This is a genomic window from Marinobacter sp. SS13-12 (genome assembly GCF_030227115.1).
Classification (GTDB): Bacteria; Pseudomonadota; Gammaproteobacteria; order Pseudomonadales; family Oleiphilaceae; genus Marinobacter.
The window spans coordinates 268,819-286,448 of record NZ_JASSUA010000002.1 but is presented as its reverse complement, the minus strand read 5'-3'; the positions used below and the strand labels follow the sequence as shown (position 1 = coordinate 286,448).

Annotated in this window: 18 protein-coding genes; 7 read left to right on the top strand and 11 right to left on the bottom strand. The window is 57.3% G+C overall.

The genetic code is table 11. The annotated features are described in order from the left end of the window. Nucleotides 1-119: 119 nt before the first annotated feature. Nucleotides 120-929: a 2,5-didehydrogluconate reductase DkgB gene (gene dkgB, locus QPL94_RS14285; protein WP_285358269.1), complete on the top strand. Its 810-nt coding sequence runs from the start codon at nucleotides 120-122 to the stop codon at nucleotides 927-929. Here dkgB and QPL94_RS14280 read toward each other — a convergent pair. Next, on the bottom strand, nucleotides 898-1,584 hold the full coding sequence (locus QPL94_RS14280) for a DUF6064 family protein (RefSeq protein ID WP_285358268.1): 687 nt from the start codon (nucleotides 1,582-1,584) through the stop codon (nucleotides 898-900). The genes dkgB and QPL94_RS14280 overlap by 32 nt on opposite strands. Next, entirely contained in the window at nucleotides 1,581-2,504 is a 924-nt protein-coding gene (locus QPL94_RS14275) for an aldo/keto reductase (protein ID WP_285358267.1), read from the bottom strand. Before QPL94_RS14275 ends, QPL94_RS14280 begins: the two co-directional genes overlap by 4 nt. Nucleotides 2,505-2,785: 281 nt before the next feature. Between QPL94_RS14275 and dacB the strand changes: the two genes are divergently transcribed. The 3 genes from dacB to QPL94_RS14260 all read left to right on the top strand — a co-directional run bounded on the left by dacB (nucleotide 2,786) and on the right by QPL94_RS14260 (nucleotide 5,986). Continuing rightward, on the top strand, nucleotides 2,786-4,351 hold the full coding sequence (dacB, locus tag QPL94_RS14270; RefSeq protein ID WP_285358266.1) for a D-alanyl-D-alanine carboxypeptidase/D-alanyl-D-alanine endopeptidase: 1,566 nt from the start codon (nucleotides 2,786-2,788) through the stop codon (nucleotides 4,349-4,351). A gap of 424 nt (nucleotides 4,352-4,775) precedes the next feature. Beyond that, nucleotides 4,776-5,150: a DUF4398 domain-containing protein gene (locus tag QPL94_RS14265; protein WP_285358264.1), complete on the top strand. Its 375-nt coding sequence runs from the start codon at nucleotides 4,776-4,778 to the stop codon at nucleotides 5,148-5,150. A gap of 26 nt (nucleotides 5,151-5,176) precedes the next feature. Then, the gene (locus QPL94_RS14260; protein WP_285358262.1) at nucleotides 5,177-5,986 is read left to right on the top strand and encodes an OmpA family protein; all 810 of its coding nucleotides are present in this window, start codon (nucleotides 5,177-5,179) and stop codon (nucleotides 5,984-5,986) included. Nucleotides 5,987-6,096: 110 nt separating this feature from the next. Here QPL94_RS14260 and QPL94_RS14255 read toward each other — a convergent pair whose 3' ends face one another. Next, a complete protein-coding gene (locus QPL94_RS14255) occupies nucleotides 6,097-7,497 on the bottom strand; it encodes a DUF4397 domain-containing protein (RefSeq protein WP_285358260.1) in 1,401 nt (466 codons plus the stop codon). 212 nt (nucleotides 7,498-7,709) lie between these two features. Between QPL94_RS14255 and QPL94_RS14250 the strand changes: the two genes are divergently transcribed. Beyond that, on the top strand, nucleotides 7,710-8,579 hold the full coding sequence (locus QPL94_RS14250) for a DUF6279 family lipoprotein (protein ID WP_285358259.1): 870 nt from the start codon (nucleotides 7,710-7,712) through the stop codon (nucleotides 8,577-8,579). A gap of 2 nt (nucleotides 8,580-8,581) precedes the next feature. Here QPL94_RS14250 and QPL94_RS14245 read toward each other — a convergent pair whose 3' ends face one another. From QPL94_RS14245 to QPL94_RS14225, 5 genes are all read right to left on the bottom strand, one after another. Continuing rightward, nucleotides 8,582-9,352: an SDR family oxidoreductase gene (locus tag QPL94_RS14245; protein ID WP_285358258.1), complete on the bottom strand. Its 771-nt coding sequence runs from the start codon at nucleotides 9,350-9,352 to the stop codon at nucleotides 8,582-8,584. Nucleotides 9,353-9,368: 16 nt separating this feature from the next. Continuing rightward, nucleotides 9,369-10,058: a histidine phosphatase family protein gene (locus tag QPL94_RS14240; protein WP_285358257.1), complete on the bottom strand. Its 690-nt coding sequence runs from the start codon at nucleotides 10,056-10,058 to the stop codon at nucleotides 9,369-9,371. Beyond that, complete coding sequence (locus QPL94_RS14235; RefSeq protein WP_285358256.1) at nucleotides 10,058-11,122, bottom strand: phosphotransferase family protein; 1,065 nt, start codon at nucleotides 11,120-11,122, stop codon at nucleotides 10,058-10,060. Before QPL94_RS14235 ends, QPL94_RS14240 begins: the two co-directional genes overlap by 1 nt. Nucleotides 11,123-11,280: 158 nt before the next feature. After that, nucleotides 11,281-12,096, bottom strand: a complete 816-nt coding sequence (locus tag QPL94_RS14230) for an SDR family oxidoreductase (RefSeq protein ID WP_285358254.1) — start codon at nucleotides 12,094-12,096, stop codon at nucleotides 11,281-11,283. 232 nt (nucleotides 12,097-12,328) lie between these two features. Beyond that, on the bottom strand, nucleotides 12,329-13,540 hold the full coding sequence (locus QPL94_RS14225) for an acyl-CoA dehydrogenase family protein (RefSeq protein WP_285358252.1): 1,212 nt from the start codon (nucleotides 13,538-13,540) through the stop codon (nucleotides 12,329-12,331). Nucleotides 13,541-13,660: 120 nt separating this feature from the next. Here QPL94_RS14225 and QPL94_RS14220 point away from each other — a divergent pair, with 120 nt between their 5' ends. Then, nucleotides 13,661-14,554 carry a LysR family transcriptional regulator gene (locus QPL94_RS14220; protein ID WP_285358250.1) on the top strand — a complete coding sequence of 298 codons (894 nt, stop codon included), beginning with the start codon at nucleotides 13,661-13,663 and terminating at the stop codon, nucleotides 14,552-14,554. A 9-nt stretch (nucleotides 14,555-14,563) separates the two neighbouring features. Here the strand turns inward: QPL94_RS14220 and QPL94_RS14215 are convergent, their stop codons facing one another. Beyond that, entirely contained in the window at nucleotides 14,564-14,920 is a 357-nt protein-coding gene (locus QPL94_RS14215; RefSeq protein ID WP_285358248.1) for a hypothetical protein, read from the bottom strand. A 21-nt stretch (nucleotides 14,921-14,941) separates the two neighbouring features. Further along, the gene (locus tag QPL94_RS14210; RefSeq protein ID WP_285358247.1) at nucleotides 14,942-15,709 is read right to left on the bottom strand and encodes an EAL domain-containing protein; all 768 of its coding nucleotides are present in this window, start codon (nucleotides 15,707-15,709) and stop codon (nucleotides 14,942-14,944) included. A 193-nt stretch (nucleotides 15,710-15,902) separates the two neighbouring features. Here QPL94_RS14210 and QPL94_RS14205 point away from each other — a divergent pair, with 193 nt between their 5' ends. Next, nucleotides 15,903-17,054, top strand: coding sequence for an isocitrate/isopropylmalate dehydrogenase family protein (locus QPL94_RS14205; protein WP_285358244.1), 1,152 nt, complete (start codon nucleotides 15,903-15,905; stop codon nucleotides 17,052-17,054). Here QPL94_RS14205 and QPL94_RS14200 read toward each other — a convergent pair whose 3' ends face one another. Then, nucleotides 17,055-17,624: a YceB family lipoprotein gene (locus QPL94_RS14200; protein ID WP_285358242.1), complete on the bottom strand. Its 570-nt coding sequence runs from the start codon at nucleotides 17,622-17,624 to the stop codon at nucleotides 17,055-17,057. It lies immediately after the preceding gene. Between the last annotated feature and the right edge of the window lie 6 nt (nucleotides 17,625-17,630).

Genomic DNA, 17,630 nt, shown 5'->3' with positions numbered 1-17,630 from the left:
GACCTCGGTAATTAGTCGGCTTGCCGTGTTTCCGCGGCCGGTATGATAACCACCTGCCACTTGAAGAACCAGCGGGCGGGCACCACATACAAATCAGAGCGTTCGCAAAGGAGGACACCATGGCATTCAGCACACTTCCGAAAATCGGTATGGGCACCTTCCGCCTGAAAGGTAACGATGCGCGTGAGGCGGTTAAAAGCGCCCTTTCTCTGGGTTACCGGCATATCGATACCGCCCAGATGTATGAAAATGAGTCTGAAGTGGGCGATGGCATCACCTCCAGCGGCATCCCACGTCGCGATATATTCCTGACCACCAAGATCTGGCACGACCAGCTTCGCCCGAGTGACCTGATCAACAGCCTGCACGACAGCCTGGCGCGGCTGAAAACGGACCACGTGGATCTCACCCTCATCCACTGGCCGTCACCGAACGACGAAGTGCCCATGACGGACTACCTGGGTGCCTTGCGGGACGCACAACGGGAGGGGCTGACGTCACACATCGGCATATCCAACTTCACCTGCGCCCAGATGGACCAGGCGAAAGAGATTCTAGGCGAGACAGCCATCTTCACCAACCAGGTTGAGGTCCATCCTTTCCTGGCCAATCGCAAAGTGGTGGAGCATGCGCAGAAACTGGGTATTACCGTGACAGGGTACATGCCACTGGCCGTGGGCAAGGTAATGGAAGATGAAACCCTGATCCGCATCGGCCGGGAGCACAATGCGTCTCCGGCACAGATTGCCATTGCCTGGGTCGTGTCCCGAGGCGTGGTACCGATTCCGTCATCAACGCGCCCCCAGCACCAGAAAGCCAACCTGGATGCGCTCCGTATCACACTCAGTGCGGAAGAAATTGCTCAGATAGACAAGCTGGACCGTGGTGAACGAATCGCTAACCCGGACTTTGCGCCGGCCTGGGACTGAACCAGAAGCTAACCATCGTCAGCACCAGTATGGCAGCGGGAAGGACAAACATCAGCCGTGTGCCAAGCGTCCACAAGGTTGCCGCACTGAACAGGCACCAGAGCAACGGCAGCAGCAGAAACAGCCAGCGAACCCGCCTGGGCAACAGCAGTAGGCAAGGTAGAGAGGCGGCAACGGTCACGTCTGGCGTGATCCCGAAGAGGGCGACGCCCTGCCAGTTTCCGGACTGCGCCGCTGCCAGCAATGGCAGCAGCGACGCCATCACCAACCAGCCGATGCCCGCCTGCCATCGGCGCGCAGGCGCTGCAGAACGCCCATCCCAGGGCCAGACCAGCGCCGCGACTGTTAACAGCGCAGCTTGCAGAATAAAGGCCCAGCCAAACCAGGCGGCTGGTATATTGATGGGTCCGTAATATTCCATCAGGAACCCGGCACCGCACCACATCCAGGCGGCCGCCAGCAGCAACAGAGTGCCCCGTTTCGCCAGCCTGTCACCACGCACCAGCAACCCGGCAATCAACAGCATCATTGCAACCGCAATGCCCTGCCAGGGCCAGAAATCCTGATTGATACGAACAAAGAGCCGGAGAAACACCTCCGGCCCGAACATCAGAAAGTCAGACAGTGAATAGCTCAACCAATTCACATCGGTCATAACCCCGCCACGTAATCGGCCATTTTCCGGCGCTGTTGTTGATCAGGAAGCGTCCCGTACAAAGCGCCCATGTTCTCTTCCATATGCTCCACACGGGTTGTCGCCGGAATGGCACAGGTGACCGCCGGGTGGGACACGATGAACTTGAGGAAAAACTCGGCCCAGTTGCCACAACCTGCCTCTTCTGCCCAGCCGGGCAATGGCTCGGACTGGAAGCGACGGAACAGGCTGCCGCCCTGGAACGGGCGATTCACAATGACCGCAATGCCCCGCTCTCTTGCCAGCGGCAACAGGCGTTGTTCCGCTTCCCGGTCCAGTACATTGTAGGTCAGTTGCACAAAGTCGAGGGGGTGCTGTTCCATGATGTGCGCAAGATCCCGGTGACGCCGGCCGTGGGAGGTGGTGATACCCAGATATCGAATCTCCCCGTCCGCCTTCATTTGCTTCAGGGTGTCCAGGTGCTCCTCCCACGCCAACAGGTTGTGTACCTGCTGCAGATCAAAGCGTTCAATGCCCCATTTTTCGCGGGTTTCCCTGTCCTGCTCCCGGGTGGCACCGCCATCCCGGGTCCAGATCTTGTTGGCAGCAAACACTTTGTCATGGGCGTTCAGGGTCTCAAGTGCTTCCCCCATGACATCATCGGCCGAGCCGTACATGGGCGACGAGTCCACCAGGGTGCCGCCCAGTTCAAAGAACGTCTTCAACACCTCGGTGCGCTCGTTCACCAGATGCTGGTCCCCGCCCACATTGAACGTGCGCCAGGTACCCATGCCAATCACGGGCAACCGCTCCCCGGAGGAGGGAATGGGCCGGGTGATCGCCGCCTCGCCGGGTGCTGCCACCAGTCCCGGCATGCGAAGTGAGAGGCCGGTGGCCGCCAGTGCGGCCAGGAACTGTCGTCGGGTCCATTGTGTTGCCATTTCTCAGCCTCCGGTATCCGTTGCGCTCATGATTGCACCGCTCATAATTGCACTACGTACCCGCACTGGTTCAGGTTTTGTTCTTGCTGACTATCGTAACGCTGCAAGATGTCCGGTTGCTAACCTGTTGATTAAATAGAGCACTTACATCCCTTAACAAAAAGGTAGTATAAACAACGACACTACTGGCATTTTTTAACGTCATGTATAGCCTTTCCACATAGTATGAGCCTGAATTTTGGGCTATTGTAAGTAAATCGAGAATCAACGAGCGTTGCACCATGTTGCTGACGGCACGAAGCCATTGTTACAAGACACACAACGGAACGGGCTGCCAGCATGGTAGAGCTGTGCCGCGCCTGCTCGTTTCCACCCTGGCAGCCATACTCTCAATTGGCACTGCATTCGCTTCTGACCCGGCAGCCAGCACCAAGAAAACCTGGAGCAGCCAGGTGCGGGACTACGCATTTCAGTCCCTGAATGACGAGCACGCGCTGAGCATGGCGGCCATCCCCCTGAACGGCCCCGGCATTGAGCAGTATATCAACGCCGACGCGCTGATGAGCCCCGGTTCCATTCTCAAGCTGATCACCACCTATGCAGCGCTGGAAACCCTGGGGCCGACCTATCACTGGGACACCAACTTCTATACCGATGGTGAGCTTGTGGGCGACACGCTCAACGGCAACTTCTATGTCGATCTGGGCGGCGACCCGAAGCTGACCATCGAGCGCCTGTGGAGCACCCTGAGTGAGCTTCGCGGCATGGGCATCAGCGCCATCAATGGCAATCTTGTTCTGGATGGTGACGTGTTCAAGCTGGCAGAGGGATTGCCTGTCTTCGACGACAACGGCAACAACCCCCATGCGCCGTTTCTGGTTCAGCCCTCGCCCTACCTCACCAACCTTAACCTGGTGCATTTCCAGGTTCGGGCCGACGAGCGCGGCACCCAGGCCTGGAGCGCGCCCTCACTCAACGATGTTGTGATCGACAACCGGGTAACCGCAGCGGCTGAAGGGCCCTGCCCCGCCCGTAGAAACTTTGACTGGGAGCCCATCTTCCATGATGACCACCGGGTCACCGTCAGGGTAACGGGTGAGTTACCCCAGGGCTGCCGCACGACCGCGTATCTGTCTGTACTGCCCCATGAGCAATACACTGCTTCGCTGATACGCTCGCTGCTCACGGATATGGGCATCGAGATCAGCGGCAAGAGTCTGCTGGCCAGCACACCAGAAGATGCCCGACTGTTACTGAAAACCACCTCGCCCGACCTGGTGACCATGGTGCGCGACATCAACAAGTGGAGCAGTAATGTCATGGCCCGCCAGTTGTTGCTGACCATTGGCTCGGAGTACCGGCTGGACGACGATGAAGACGACCGGGTTGCCGGCATCCGCGTCATTTATCAGTGGCTTCAGGACAAAGGCGTCAATACCGCGGGAATGGTTATTGATAATGGTGCGGGCCTGACCCGTCACGGCCGCATCACTGCCCGCCAGGGCGCCCAGATCCTCCAACACGCCTGGAACAGCGATTACTCAGCTGACCTGATGGCCTCCATGCCGCTGATTGCTATGGACGGCACCATGGCCAGGAGGCTCAGAAACGCCGGCCTTGACGGCAAAGGACGCATCAAGACCGGTTATCTGGAAAATGTTCGTTCTATTGCCGGCTTCACGCGGGACGATACCAACACCACCTGGGCGGTTGTCGGCATGGTCAACAATGACCCGGCCTGGAACGGTCAGGCGGTACTGGACCGGATTATCTACTCCCTTCATCACCGCCCGCCCACCGGAACCACGCTTTCCCAGGCGCCGTCCAGTGGCACCGAGATTCGCTAAGCCTACGGCGTAAACAGCTCGGCTCAGACACTTCCCCCCTTGCGGTTTTCACCCGCCATGTCACGGGCATGGCGCTACATCTGTCATCAGGTCTATCGTATTTTGGTCCCTGGTTACAATTATGTCATCCACCCCGTTCACGCTTCGAAACGGCCAGATCAATGGCATTTGGGTGGCGGTTGTGGCCCTGCCAACAACCGCGACCGAAAGAGCTGAAAAAAAAGACCAGAAAGATGAACAGCCGGAGTTTATTTCCATACCGTCATGCCGGGTCCTGAACCAGCTGCTAGTCTTAAGCGTAGCGGGAGAAGACGCTCTGACTGGAGAACGTGGTCCCTGAAAAGGGTGTTCCGTTTACAGAGGTGTCTACCTTGAGTTCGGGCGAGACAAACAGTCCTCGTCCTTCACTGGAAGGAGATAGTGCATGAACAAGCATACTTCGATGTTAGGCGCTGCCGGCATTATTGGCATTGCTGTCCTTGTGGGTGGCTGTGCCAGTTCTGTGGAGCGGCCGGATGGGCAATTGCAATCTGCCGAGTCAGCCATCCAGCAGGCAGTTTCATCAGATGCCAGAGACTTCGAGCCAGTGCTGTTGAACCAAGCGCAGAACAGGGTGGCCGACGCGGAAGAACTGATCGAAGCGGAAAAATATAGGGAGGCAACCCGCCTTCTGGAGAAAGCTTCCGTCGATGCACAACTGGCCGGGGCCCGCTCAGACACCGCGAAGGCACAGCAGGCGGTTGAAGAGATCAATACGAATATCGAATCTCTTCGCCAACGAATCGAAGAACGCCAGTAAGGCCTCAGCGGAAACAGGAGATTGTTATGAACAAGCGCAACATGACTTTGGGCATGGCAGTGAGCTTTTCTGTCTTGGTGGCCGGCTGTGCCAGTACGCCCCAGGACAACCAGAAAATCGAGGAGGCAAGGGCTGCCTATGAGGAAATCAGGAACGACCCGAACGTGGCCCGCAGCGGCGATCGTCAGTTAAGGGAGGCCAGGGACCAGCTGTCCCGTGCGGAATCGCTGCTGGAAGATGACGCGGACATTGTCGAGATTGAGCATGCAGCCTACCTTGCCAATCGGCACGCACAAATTGCCGCCGAACAGGGAAGGCGCGCAGAATTGCAGCAACAGATCAATTCCGCGGAGGAACGGCGCAGGAAGCTGGAGCTACAGATGAGCTCCAATAAAGCAGCGGAAGCCAGACGGGAAGCGGAAGAGCTTCGCCTGCAAATGGAAGCCATGCAGGCCGAGCAAACAGATCGTGGGATGGTGCTGACTCTTGGTGATGTACTGTTCGACCTCAACCGGGCCGAACTGAAGTCCTCCGGTGAAGCAACCGTTAACCGACTGGCTGAGTTCATGCGGGAATACGAGGATCGCCGGGTACGTGTAGAAGGCTATACCGACAGTACCGGCGAAGCGTCGTACAACCAGGAACTGTCTGAACGCCGGGCGGAATCAGTCCGTGATGCCCTGGTCAGCATGGGTATCAGTCGTGATCGGGTAGAAACCAAGGGGTTTGGCGAAGAATTCCCGGTAGCGAGTAATGATACTTCTGGCGGGCGGCAGCAAAACCGCCGGGTGGAGATTGTTATCTCCGACGAGGAAGGCAATATCGAAACCCGGTAATTGCCAACATGACACTGTAAACCAAAAAAAAAGCCCCGGGAATTTCCGGGGCTGCATTATCAACGCTTTGAATGTACAACAGTGCCTACGTATTCAGGTTCCGGACTGGATCAGTTCCCCAGTACAAAATCATCCAGCAAGATCAGATCAGCGCCATCGAGAGCCTGTGTATCACGGGCAATAGCGGTATAAATGCCGCCGACCTGAAGATTTACTTCCGCAGGGCCAATAGCCGCATTACCACTGTCATCTGTCACCACCAGGTTATAAATGCCCGGCGTAACTGCCAGATACCCTGAGTTGGCCTTGAATGGCACATCCGTCAGTACCGGCTGCGCAACGTTCACATTCGTTTCACCTTCGGGTAACAGATACACATTGACCGGTCCGGCGAGCGTTGAACCGTGAACCACCCTGACAGTTGCCTGGGTGGCGATGCTGCGAACCGAGTCTTCCAGCACCAGAGCCTCAATGTCCGCCAGCAAGTTCAATGCTACAACTGTGTATCCCTGTGCATTAACCAGATCGAGATCTGCTTCTATCCGCACGTCGGAGTTATTGCCGGCGGGCGTGACTTTGACGTTACGAGTGCCAGCCGGTACTTTCGCATAAGCATCCAGTGATGCTCCTGGCACAACGTCCGGAAACGCAAGATTGGCGAAGGCAACGCTGTTGTCTACCAGGACATCCACATTTGGTGCGTCGGCCGAGTTATGAACAGCCCTCACCCCAGCCTGTTGTTCCACATCAAACAGTTCCGTGACGTCAGCTCCGTTTGCAACGATCAGGCTCACCGGGCTGGCGTCCATATGCGTGCGGTTGGCTCCGGTGTTATCTACCGCACCAATCAGCAAATCCGCGCCGGAGGGCAGCGGTACCTCACCGCTATCGTAGACAACGGTGTCGCTGTTTTCAGGCGTCACACGGACACGGTACGTGTCAGCGCCCACCTCCAGCGGCCCGACATCTTCTCCGAACGAGAAGGTAAAGCTGGGTTCAGCAGGCAGCGCATTCCCGTCAGCGGCCAGGGTCAGGTACACATCAACCGGACCACTTGCTGCCTGATCGGCATCGGGCGACAGGTGAACCACACGCAGCCGAACGGAATCAGGATCGGTTCGCTCTCCATCGTCTGCAAGGACAATCGGTGCGACCGTACCCGCGCCAACACTGCCGGACGCAATCACGTCATAACGGATACCCTCTTCAAACGTCAGATCAGCCGGTCCAATAACTGTGGTTGTAGCACCTCCCGGAAGAAGTCCGTCCACTGTGACCGAGTAGCTCCCGACAGCCGGATCAAGGATCGCCGCCTGTTTGAAATCCGCTCCCGCAATGGCGATGTCGCCGTCGATACCCACGTTTACTGCCGGGGCGTCCGATACACCGTGAATCACACGAACCTGCGTTGTTACTGGCGCAGGATCGGAGGAACTGCTGGAACCGTCAAAACATCCCGCAAGCACAATTGAGCCCGCGACCACTATTGGTAATGCATACTTGCTTGTCATTGTTCTGCTCCTTAGATGCAGAGGAAGATTACCGGTGACAAAGTGGTTCGAACCTGCACAGATTCAGTCCCTGACCTGTACGTAATTGCAACTTACGGGTGTGCGCCGAAATCGGATTCACAAAATTTGACAATTCACGTGATTGCTCATGAACTCCATCTGAAAGCCATCAACCATCGTATGGTTCAGAGTACATACCAGGGCAGGAAATCATGGGCCGTTATCTATTCATTACATTATTCAGCCTGCTATTACTGGCAGGGTGCAGCTCCACCAAGCTGGCATACCGCTACGCGGACTGGGGCATCGTCTGGTGGGTGGATGACTACATCCCCATGACATCGGAGCAGGAATCCCGGCTGGAACGGGACATACAGAACCTTCGCCAGTGGCATTGCAGCACCGAACTGCCGCAATATTCCCAATGGCTTACCCGGCTCAAAAGCGACGTACGTTCCGGCGACCTTGATGAGTCGACGGTGGCCTGGCATCAGGAGAAACTGTTTGCTTTCTTCCCGCCACTGATGGATCGGGCCAAACCTGCCGCTGCACGGCTTCTGGCGAGTCTGACCGATGAGCAGGTCCGCCAGCTGGCTGAGAACATGAAGGAAAGCCAGCAGGAACTGGAAGACGAACTTCTGGCGGATAACCCGGAACAGACCCGGGCAGCCCGGGCTGAGCGCACCACGGAGCGGGTCGAGCGCTGGCTGGGCCCACTGAATGACAGTCAGCTGGCAACCGTCATCAGATGGTCAGAAGCCCGGGGTAAACAGACGGAAATCTGGCTGGAAGGCCGGCGCAACTGGCAGGAGGCGTTGCTGGAGGCCCTGGAAGAGAGGGACAGCGACCGTTTTAGCGACCGTATCGGTTACCTGATCGACAATAACGAAGAAGTCCGTGGGGAACGTTATCAGCAGATGATGGCCGACAGCCGGACTGCCATAGCAGAGCTGATGACAGACCTTTTACAACAGGCGGACCAGCGCCACCTTGATCATCTGTTAGGGCGGGCTTCAGAACTGAGGGGAGACTTCGATACCCTCGCCTGTGTCGGCGAGGATACCGAAAACACAAGCAGCTGAGGTCAGATTGTCAGATAGCCGCCGTCCACATTAATGCAGGTGCCTGTGGTATAGCTGGAGGCACCGGAGGCCAGATATAGAACCGTACCTGCCATTTCGTCCGGATCCGCAACCCGCTTCATCGGGATGTGGGCCATGGCCTGTTTCTTGATGGCTTCGTTGCTGGTCAGCGCACTGGCGAATTTGGTGTCAGTCAGCCCCGGCAACAGGGCGTTCACCCGCACATTCTGCTGGCCCAGTTCCATGGCGAACGATTTGGTCATGGAGATAACCGCCGCCTTGGTGACCGAGTAAATGCCCTGGAAGTGGCCAGGATTAACGCCGTTCACAGACGCCACGTTAATTATGGATCCACCGCCATTCTTCTTCATAATCTGGGCACCTCGGGCACACATGAAGAAATACCCGCGAATGTTCACGTCCACGGTCTTGTGGTAGGCGCCCAGATCGGTGTCTTCAATGGGGCCGAAATAGGGGTTGGCAGCGGCGTTGTTCACCAGGATATCCAGCTTGCCGTGCTTTGATTCAATGTGCTGCCAGATGTCTTCAATCTGGTCCATTTCACCGATGTGACAGGCATGGGCCTCGGCACTGCCACCGCCCTCGCGGATGCTACCGGCCACGGCCTCGCAGCCATCAATCTTGCGGCTGCTGACGATCACGTGGGCGCCATAGTTGGCCAGGGTGCGGGCGATGCTCTCGCCAATACCACGGCTGGCACCGGTAATCAGGGCCACTTTGCCGCTCAGGTCAAACAGGTCTTGCTTGCTCATTCTTCACCTCAATTCGTTATCGGAAAGTCACCAGGGTGGCGTCTTCCGCTTCCAGATGACTGTAATTATTGAACACCGCGAGGCTGCGACGGGCCCCGGAGTGCAGGATCCGGGTGACACTGGTGTTGGCAATGACGGAATTCATTTCCAGTGCCTTGCGATCGCTCAGTTGCAGCAGGTGTTGAGCCATAACAGCAATGGGACCGCCTGAGGTGGACACCAGGGTGTCACCACCGTCTGCGTATTCAATCAGCTGCTCCAGGGATGTGATCACCCGCTCGCGGAAATCGCCCCAGGTTTCGGCGTACTCGTTATCGTGCTCGCCACTGACCCAGCGAACCATGGCTTCCTCGAAGACCTGCTGGAACGCTCTCGCGGGTTTGGGAAACGCGGCCAGGTCCCGCGCCATACGCTCACGGTCTTGCCATTCGGGACGCAGGCGCTCAACCACCTGGGTATGGTCAAACTCATTGAAACCTTCAACCGCCTGCATGTCGGGAAGAGTGTCGCCGTAGCCACTGGCAAGGGCTTCCACGGTTTCCCGGTGGCGCTCCATGTTGCCACCAAACACCGCACTGGGCGTTACCTTCCCGGCGAACCAACGGCCAAGAACACGGCCCTGCTCCCACCCCCGGGGCGACAGCTGGTCGTAGTTTTCCTTGCCGAAACTGGCCTGCCCGTGGCGAATCAGATAGATCGTTGCCATTACAGGTCACTCGCCTCGATCAGTCGTTGGCAGCGCTTCTCCAGGTAATTGGCGGCATGACCAAAGGCAGCGAAGCGCTTGTCTTTGGTCTGGCCATGGTAAAAGCGGTAATAGATCTGCTGGACAATCACTGCCAGCCGGAACAGGCCGTAGATTTCATAGAAGTCGAAGTTGTCGATTTTCAGGCCGGACTTTTCGGCGTAGTAAGCGACCACTTCCTTGCGGGTCAGCATGCCCGGGCGATGGGTGGGTTGCCGGCGCAGCATCTGGAACGGGCCTTCATCGTCTGCCTCGATCCAGTAGGCCAGGCTGTTACCCAGGTCCATCAGCGGGTCTCCGATGGTGGCCATTTCCCAATCCAGCACACCGATAACCTCGAACGGGTTGTCCGGGTTCAGCACCACGTTGTCAAAGCGATAGTCGTTGTGGATGACCACCTGGGCAATGTCGTCCGGCATCTTGTCGTTCAGCCAGCCCATGACGGTTTCAAAGTCACCCACGTCATCGGTTTTCGCCTTGCGGAAACGGTCACTCCAGCCGCCAATCTGGCGTTGTACATAACCGGCACCCTTACCCAGCTTGTCCAGGCCGGTGGCTTTCGCATCTACATTATGCAGATCCACCAGCTTGTCGATCACGTTCAGGCACAGCTTGCGGGTATCTGCCTCGCTGAGCTCGAAGTCCTTGGGGAAATCCTGGCGCAGGATGATGCCCTTCAGACGCTCCATCACGTAGAAATCGCAACCCAGCACATCGTGGTCGTCGCAGATCGCGACGATATTGGGAACGTAGGGAAATTCGGGCTTGAGCGCCCGCATCACCTTCGCTTCCCGCAGCATGTCATGGGCGGACTTGGCAATCTTGCCGAACGGCGGACGGCGTAACACGTAGGAACGGTCGCCATAATCCACCTGGTAGGTCAGGTTGGAAGCGCCACCGGGATACTGCTTGATTTCCGGTTGGCCTTCCAGGTCCGGAATGGCCTGCTTCATGAAGCGGTCAACAGCCGCGACATCCAGCTCTTCGCCTTCGCGGATATCAACAGCCTGGTCAATCTGGGTCATTCGGCTCTCCTTTACTATCCAGACGTCAGCAAGGGAGCAGGTCTTTCCAGAACACGCTGTAAATACGTCCCTGTACGCTCGGCCTCCGCCATCCATGGCTCCGGACGGTTCTGGAAAGACCTGCCCCCTTGCTTCCTGATTCTATGTTAAACGGTGACTTACGCCTTACCGCCCATTTTCTTCATCCAGCGCTTGCTCTCCTGGTGCATCAGCCAGTCAAACGCCTTGGGCGCGTGGCGCTTGACCATCCACATGCGACGTTCCTTGGCATGGGGCAATACCCAGAAATCGCCTTTTTCGACCGCACGGAGGATGTCATCCGCCACATCTTCAGCGCTGATGGTGGAACGCTTCATCAATTTGTTGACGTTCTGCTGAATGCCGGGGATGTCAGACCGCATGCTGCTGGTCAGGTTGGTATGGAAAAACGCCGGGCACACACAGCTGACGTGAATACCGGAGTCTCTCAGTTCCTGGCTCAGGGTTTCCGAGAGCGCGATCACACCGGCCTTGGATACATTGTAGCTGTCCATCAACGGCGCAAGCATAAGCCCGGCCATGGAGGCGATATTCACAAACGCGCCGGAGCCCTGCTTCTTGAATTGCGGGGTAAAGGCCTTGCAGCCACGAACCACACCCAGCACGTTGATGTCCAGGATCCATTCCCAGTCGGCCATGGTGGTGTCTTCAATGGAGCCTGCGGAGGCGACGCCGGCGTTATTCACTACAACGTCTACCCCACCCCACTTACTGGTCAGGTCTGCACAGATCTTCTCCAGATCCGTCAGCCGGCGCACATCGCACTCAACGAAGTAACCTTCGCCACCGACGTTGTTGATCTCCTGTTCTACGGCAACCCCCTGCTCGGGATTAATGTCACCAATGCAGACCCTTGCTCCCTCTTTGGCATACTTCAAAGCAATCGCCCGGCCCAGGCCACTGGCCCCGCCGGTTATAAATACTCGCTGTGTCATCTGTGTTTCACCGTTGTCTTAGTTATCTGAGTTCGTTCTATCTGAATCCATGCAAGAGCTGGAGCCGGAACGCGCTGAGGCCCGACTCTCAGAGTTCGACTGAGCGGACGGACGGGGCGTTCTGAAACTGTACGGAGCCATGGATGGCGGAGTCCAAGCGTCACATGGATGTGCCGAAGGAGCGTGTTTCAGAATGCCCCGTCCGTCTGCTCACACTCCGAAACTAGCGGGCTCACTTCCGATACTTGGCCAGCTCCAACCGGGCAACCATCGCCCGGTGAACCTCGTCGGGGCCATCGGCCAGGCGCAGTACCCGAGCATAGGCGAACAGCTCGGTCAGTGGGAAGTCGTCATCGCTTACACCGGCGCCACCGTGAATCTGAATGGCATCATCCACAATTTGCTGCAGCATCTTGGGAATCACCGCCTTGATCATCGAAACCTCCTGCAAGGCACCCGAAATACCCTTGGTGTCCAGCGCCCAGGCGCATTTCAATGTCAGCAACCGCGCCTGCTCGATCGACATACGCGCATTGGCAATGATGTCCGGGTTACCACCGAGCTTGGCAATGGGGCGACCGAAGGCCTCGCGGCTGGTGGCGCGTTTGATCAGCAATTCGAGTGTACGTTCCGCGGCACCAATCGCCCGCATGCAATGGTGTACGCGGCCGGGACCAAGGCGGCCTTGTGCGATCTCGAAACCGCGGCCCGGGCCGGCAATGAAGGCGCTCTTTGGCAGGCGCACGTTTTCGAAAGAGACAACGCCGTGGCCATAAGGCTCGTCGTAGGCGCCGAACACGGGCAGCATGCGTTCGATTTTGACGCCCGGGGAGTCCAGCGGCACCAGCACCATGGAGTGACGGCGGTGTTTGTGGGCATCGGGATCGGTCAGGCCCATGAAGATGGCGACCTTGCAGTCCGGGTGGCCAACACCGGTGCTCCACCACTTGCGACCGTTGAGGACAACCTCATCGCCTTCCACGATGGCCGTGGCTTCCATGTTGGTAGCGTCGGAAGAAGCGACGCCCGGCTCTGTCATGCAGAACGCGGAGCGGACCTCACCGCTTTGCAGGCGGGGCAGCCATTCGGCTTTCTGTTCGTCGGAGCCATAGTGGATCAGCACTTCCATATTACCGGTGTCCGGCGCGTTGCAGTTGAATATTTCCGGGGCGATAAAACTGCGGCCGGTTTCTTCGGCAATCAGGGCGTAGTCGGAGTTCAGCAAGCCACAACCGTTCTTTTCGTCCGGAAAGAACATGTTCCACAGGCCCTGGGCCCTGGCTTTTTCCTTCAGTTCCTTGATGACAGGCAGCACGACCCAGCGGTTTTCCTGTGCCATCAGCTCCTTGTGGTACTGCTCTTCAATGGGAAAGATCTCCTCCTTCATGAAGGTTTTGACGCGCTTGAGATAGTCCTGGCCTTTTTCGGAAATATTGAAATCCATCGCCGTATCCTCGTGGTTTGACCGATATGGCACCAGTCTAGATTTCCCCTAACTATTACGCGACTGAATTATTCTTATCCTTTATTATAAGATCTGTTTATTCGCAAACAGGAGGCACTTGTGGCGCTCAACCGGCTGGACCTGAACCTGCTGCACGTATTCGACACCATTTACCGGGAAGGGAGCCTGACCCGGGCGGCCAGGGCCCTGCACCTTACCCAGCCTGCGGTAAGCCATTCCCTGTCACGGTTGCGGGAGCATTTCGATGACCCACTGTTCAGCCGCCAGGGCAACCAGATGGTGCCCACGCCCCTGGCCCGTCGCTTTCTGGAATCCATGCGTCCGGGTTTGACCCAGATACAGAGCGCGGTAAATCAGTTCCACGCCTTCGATCCTGCCAACCAGCGCAAAACCTACTCGCTGGCATTGCGGGACATTCTTGAGTCCACCTTTTTACCAAAGCTGATGGGCCGACTGGAGAGCTATCCGGAGCTGGAGATTGTCAGCCAGAGGGTGCCACGGAGAGACATGGAGACCCAACTGGCAGCAGGAAAGCTGGATTTTGCGGTGGATGTACTGCTGCCGGTCAGCAATCAGACCGCCCATGAGCTTCTGAGACGAGACCGGCTTGTCGTACTGGCAAGAAAGGGGCACCCGCTGATTGGCGGTAAGCTGACCATGGACAAGTACCTTGAGGCAAAGCATGTGCTGGTATCGTCCCGCTCTGAGGGGCCGGGCATCGAGGATTTCGAGCTGTCGCGGTTCGGGGTGCAGCGCAACATCCGGCTGAGGTGCCAGCACTATTACGCCGCCTGCCGGGTAGCAGAAGGAACCGACCTGCTGTTGACCATGCCGGAGAACTACGCCCGCATTATCGCCGAGCGTGCCGACATCGTCATTCACACCGCCCCCGCAGACCTGCCTCCTATCGATGTGCACTTATACTGGCACAAGGCCTATGAACGGGAGCCGGCGCTGATCTGGTTCCGGGAGCAACTGAACAGTATTGCCTGAGTGCGGCTGCTAAAAGGCACCAACCAGCTTCAGGAACCCGAGGAAACCTGCTGCTGTGATGCCCAGCGAGACAGCAACAATACCAAAACCCCACCAGATAGCGGCACCGTCGGACACCGGCGCATCATGGCCCCGCAGTGTGCGGTAGAAAGCCCAGGGGCCGAGGACAAAGGCACCCAGAACCGCGAATACCAGGCCCACACCCACGCCGGCAAAGGTCCAGGTGGCCAGTTCTGTGGCACGGTCGGACACCTGATCTTTGACGCCGTGGCGAAGCAGAAACTGTTTGCAGAAGAACCAGATCAGGGCGAACAGGACAATGACGAAAATGAGTCCGCCAACGATGGTAATCAGGCGATAGAACAAAGTTGATCCTCAGATGCTTTTCTAACAGGGAAAGTAAGGCTCCGGCAGGCACTCAAACCCCGGCTTGGCAAACAGATACCCCTGGAACAGCGTAATACCCTGAGACCGCAGCCAGAAATACTCTTCCTTTTCTTCCACGCCTTCAGCCACGATTCGCCCGCCGAGCTGCGTCATCATTGTAATGATACCAGCTACCACTGCCTGCTTGTTCGGCTCTTTATGAACGTCTCGCACCAGGGCCATATCAAGCTTCAACAGATTTGGCGGACTGGCGATCAGGATGTTGTAGCGCGAATAACCGGCGCCAAAGTCATCCAGGGCCGTATGGAACCCCATCTCCTTGTAGGAATTGATGATATTCACCAGATGATCAAGCGAAGACAGGTCCTCGGTCTCGATCAGTTCAAAAATGATTTTGCGGGTATCAAATTTGTACGTTTGTGCGGCAGCAAGCGTAGTCCTGATGCAATACTCCGGATTGTAGACCGCGTTGGGCATGAAGTTGATGCTCAGCCTGGTTTCCATACCCAGACGTGCTGCAAGCTTTACGGCTTTTACCCTGCATATCTGGTCAAAGGAGTAGCGGTTTTTCTCGTTCACCTTCGAGAGAACACTGTATGCCCCCTCGCCCTCTGGCCCCCTAACCAGGGCTTCGTAGGCGTAGACGCTCTCGCTGGTGATATCCACGATCGGCTGGAAAGCGAAGGTAAACGCAAAATCGAGGCCTTCTCCACAAGCGCATTGCTCGCAATGAGACTCATCAAACAGAACGGCAGGCTTATTATCCACTCAAACTCCAGACCAATTTAACGGCTCAATAGTCATAACAACACATCCTAAAGCAATAAATTGAACTATAGCCATCAAACCATTGCCGGTGAAAGCTATGTCTTGTTAAATCGTGTGGATTCCTTGTGTCACATGACTACACTGAAGCACACAACTTTCGATACGTACAAAGCGACCCGAAGGAGTATCCTGAATGGCCCAGAAAATCCGTATTGCCGTCACCCCCGGTGATGGAATCGGCCCTGAAGTGGTTGCCGAGGCAGTGCACTGCCTGGAAGCATTGAGGTCTCGCCACAATCTTCCCCTGGAGTGGACCCGCTTCCCCTGGCCATCCCACGCCTGGCACGAAGAAAACGGGGAATCCATGCCCGCCGATGCTCTCGACCAGTTGCAAAAGTACGATGCCATTCTTCTGGGTGCGCTGGGCGATCCCGGTCCGGTTGATGACCCTGACCGTTACCTGTTGCCTGACAGCATTTCCCTGGCACCACTACTGGACATGCGTAAAGGGTTTGACCAGTGGGTCTGCGAACGGCCTGCCAGGCTTCTTCCCGGTGCCCGTCAGTATCTGGCCGACGAACGCGCCAAAGACATTGATATGCTGGTGATCCGGGAAAACAGCGAGGGCGAGTATGTGAGCCAGGGCGGCCGACTTCGCAAGGGCACACCGGACGAAGTCGCTACCCAGATGGAGGTGTTCACCCGCCGCGCCACCGACCGGATAATCCGCTATGGTTTCGAGCAGGCCCGCCTGCGTGCGGCTGCCCGTGCTGAAGAAGCCAGAACCCGTCATTTCAAGACACTGGATGGCAAAACCTGCGAAAGCCAGGTGTGCATCGTTACCAAACGCAATGCACTACGCTACTGGGGCGATATGTACACCGAGGCCTTCGAGGAGATGGCCAGGGAATATCCGGATGTAGCAACACACCATGAACTGGTGGACGCTGCCTGTATGAAGTTTGTCCAGGCCCCCTGGGCCTTCGATGTGGTGGTTGCCAGCAACCTTCAGGGCGACATACTGACCGATCTGGCCGCTGTGCTCTCCGGTGGCATGGGCGTAGCCCCCTCCTGCAACCTGAACCCGGACGACCCCGACATGCCGTCCATGTTTGAGCCAACCCACGGCAGCGCGCCGGACATCGCCGGCCAGGGGCTCGCCGACCCGACCGCCATGCTGTTTACCACGGCACGCATGCTGGACTGGCTGGGGCGTAACAACCCTGCAGTCGCTGCCGCAGGCCGGGAGTTATTTGATGCCGTCGCTGCCGACCTGGCCGAGAATGCCGGTGCCAGACGAGGCACCCAGGAAATTGGCAAGGCTGTCCGCGACCGCCTGAAATGACTACTCGGCCATAACAAACTCAAGCCGCCCGGGCGCTACCCGCACGCCCATGGGGACCATTCCGAACATCCGCTGGGTGAAGTCCTTTTCATCCAGCCGGTAGACCGGCATGGTTTCCAGCATCTGGGCAACTGCCCGCATAACCGTGTCCGTTACGGGCTTCAGGTCGCCCTTAAAAAACGGCGACTCAATGCTGCTCTCGAGCAATTGCAGGCGGCGAATGTAAATGGCCTTCTCTTCGCTGTCGTAGACCGGAGCCCCCTCCACTTTCAGGGCAATATCCACAGGCAGCTTTGCCAACAGGGCATTCAGGGACACCTGGCCGCGCAAATCAATCACCGCTACGTCACGACCATCCGGCCCCAGGGTGATGTCCGCATTGCTCAGGTTAAGGCTCAGTGGTGAGCCACTTTGCAACTGCTGGCGGTCAAACTCGCTGACCGTGTCCTGAAGGTGTCGCTCCAGTGTTGCCTCGGATATGGAATAGGGAGACAGACTGGCACAGCCTCCCAGTAACGCGAGGGAAATCAGCATGACAACCGACATGAGTCGGGAAGGGGTGGTGAACATCAGGGC

Bases quoted from the DNA above. Each gene is read 5' to 3' on its own strand.
- QPL94_RS14235 (WP_285358256.1), bottom strand. From the start codon at position 11,122: ATGACCCAGATTGACCAGGCTGTTGATATCCGCGAAGGCGAAGAGCTG.
- QPL94_RS14265 (WP_285358264.1), top strand. From the start codon at position 4,776: ATGAACAAGCATACTTCGATGTTAGGCGCTGCCGGCATTATTGGCATT.
- QPL94_RS14250 (WP_285358259.1), top strand. From the start codon at position 7,710: ATGGGCCGTTATCTATTCATTACATTATTCAGCCTGCTATTACTGGCA.
- QPL94_RS14245 (WP_285358258.1), bottom strand. From the start codon at position 9,352: ATGAGCAAGCAAGACCTGTTTGACCTGAGCGGCAAAGTGGCCCTGATT.
- QPL94_RS14200 (WP_285358242.1), bottom strand. From the start codon at position 17,624: ATGTTCACCACCCCTTCCCGACTCATGTCGGTTGTCATGCTGATTTCC.
- dacB (WP_285358266.1), top strand. From the start codon at position 2,786: ATGTTGCTGACGGCACGAAGCCATTGTTACAAGACACACAACGGAACG.
- QPL94_RS14205 (WP_285358244.1), top strand. From the start codon at position 15,903: ATGGCCCAGAAAATCCGTATTGCCGTCACCCCCGGTGATGGAATCGGC.
- QPL94_RS14280 (WP_285358268.1), bottom strand. From the start codon at position 1,584: ATGACCGATGTGAATTGGTTGAGCTATTCACTGTCTGACTTTCTGATG.
- QPL94_RS14275 (WP_285358267.1), bottom strand. From the start codon at position 2,504: ATGGCAACACAATGGACCCGACGACAGTTCCTGGCCGCACTGGCGGCC.
- QPL94_RS14230 (WP_285358254.1), bottom strand. From the start codon at position 12,096: ATGACACAGCGAGTATTTATAACCGGCGGGGCCAGTGGCCTGGGCCGG.
- dkgB (WP_285358269.1), top strand. From the start codon at position 120: ATGGCATTCAGCACACTTCCGAAAATCGGTATGGGCACCTTCCGCCTG.
- QPL94_RS14260 (WP_285358262.1), top strand. From the start codon at position 5,177: ATGAACAAGCGCAACATGACTTTGGGCATGGCAGTGAGCTTTTCTGTC.
- QPL94_RS14240 (WP_285358257.1), bottom strand. From the start codon at position 10,058: ATGGCAACGATCTATCTGATTCGCCACGGGCAGGCCAGTTTCGGCAAG.
- QPL94_RS14255 (WP_285358260.1), bottom strand. From the start codon at position 7,497: ATGACAAGCAAGTATGCATTACCAATAGTGGTCGCGGGCTCAATTGTG.
- QPL94_RS14225 (WP_285358252.1), bottom strand. From the start codon at position 13,540: ATGGATTTCAATATTTCCGAAAAAGGCCAGGACTATCTCAAGCGCGTC.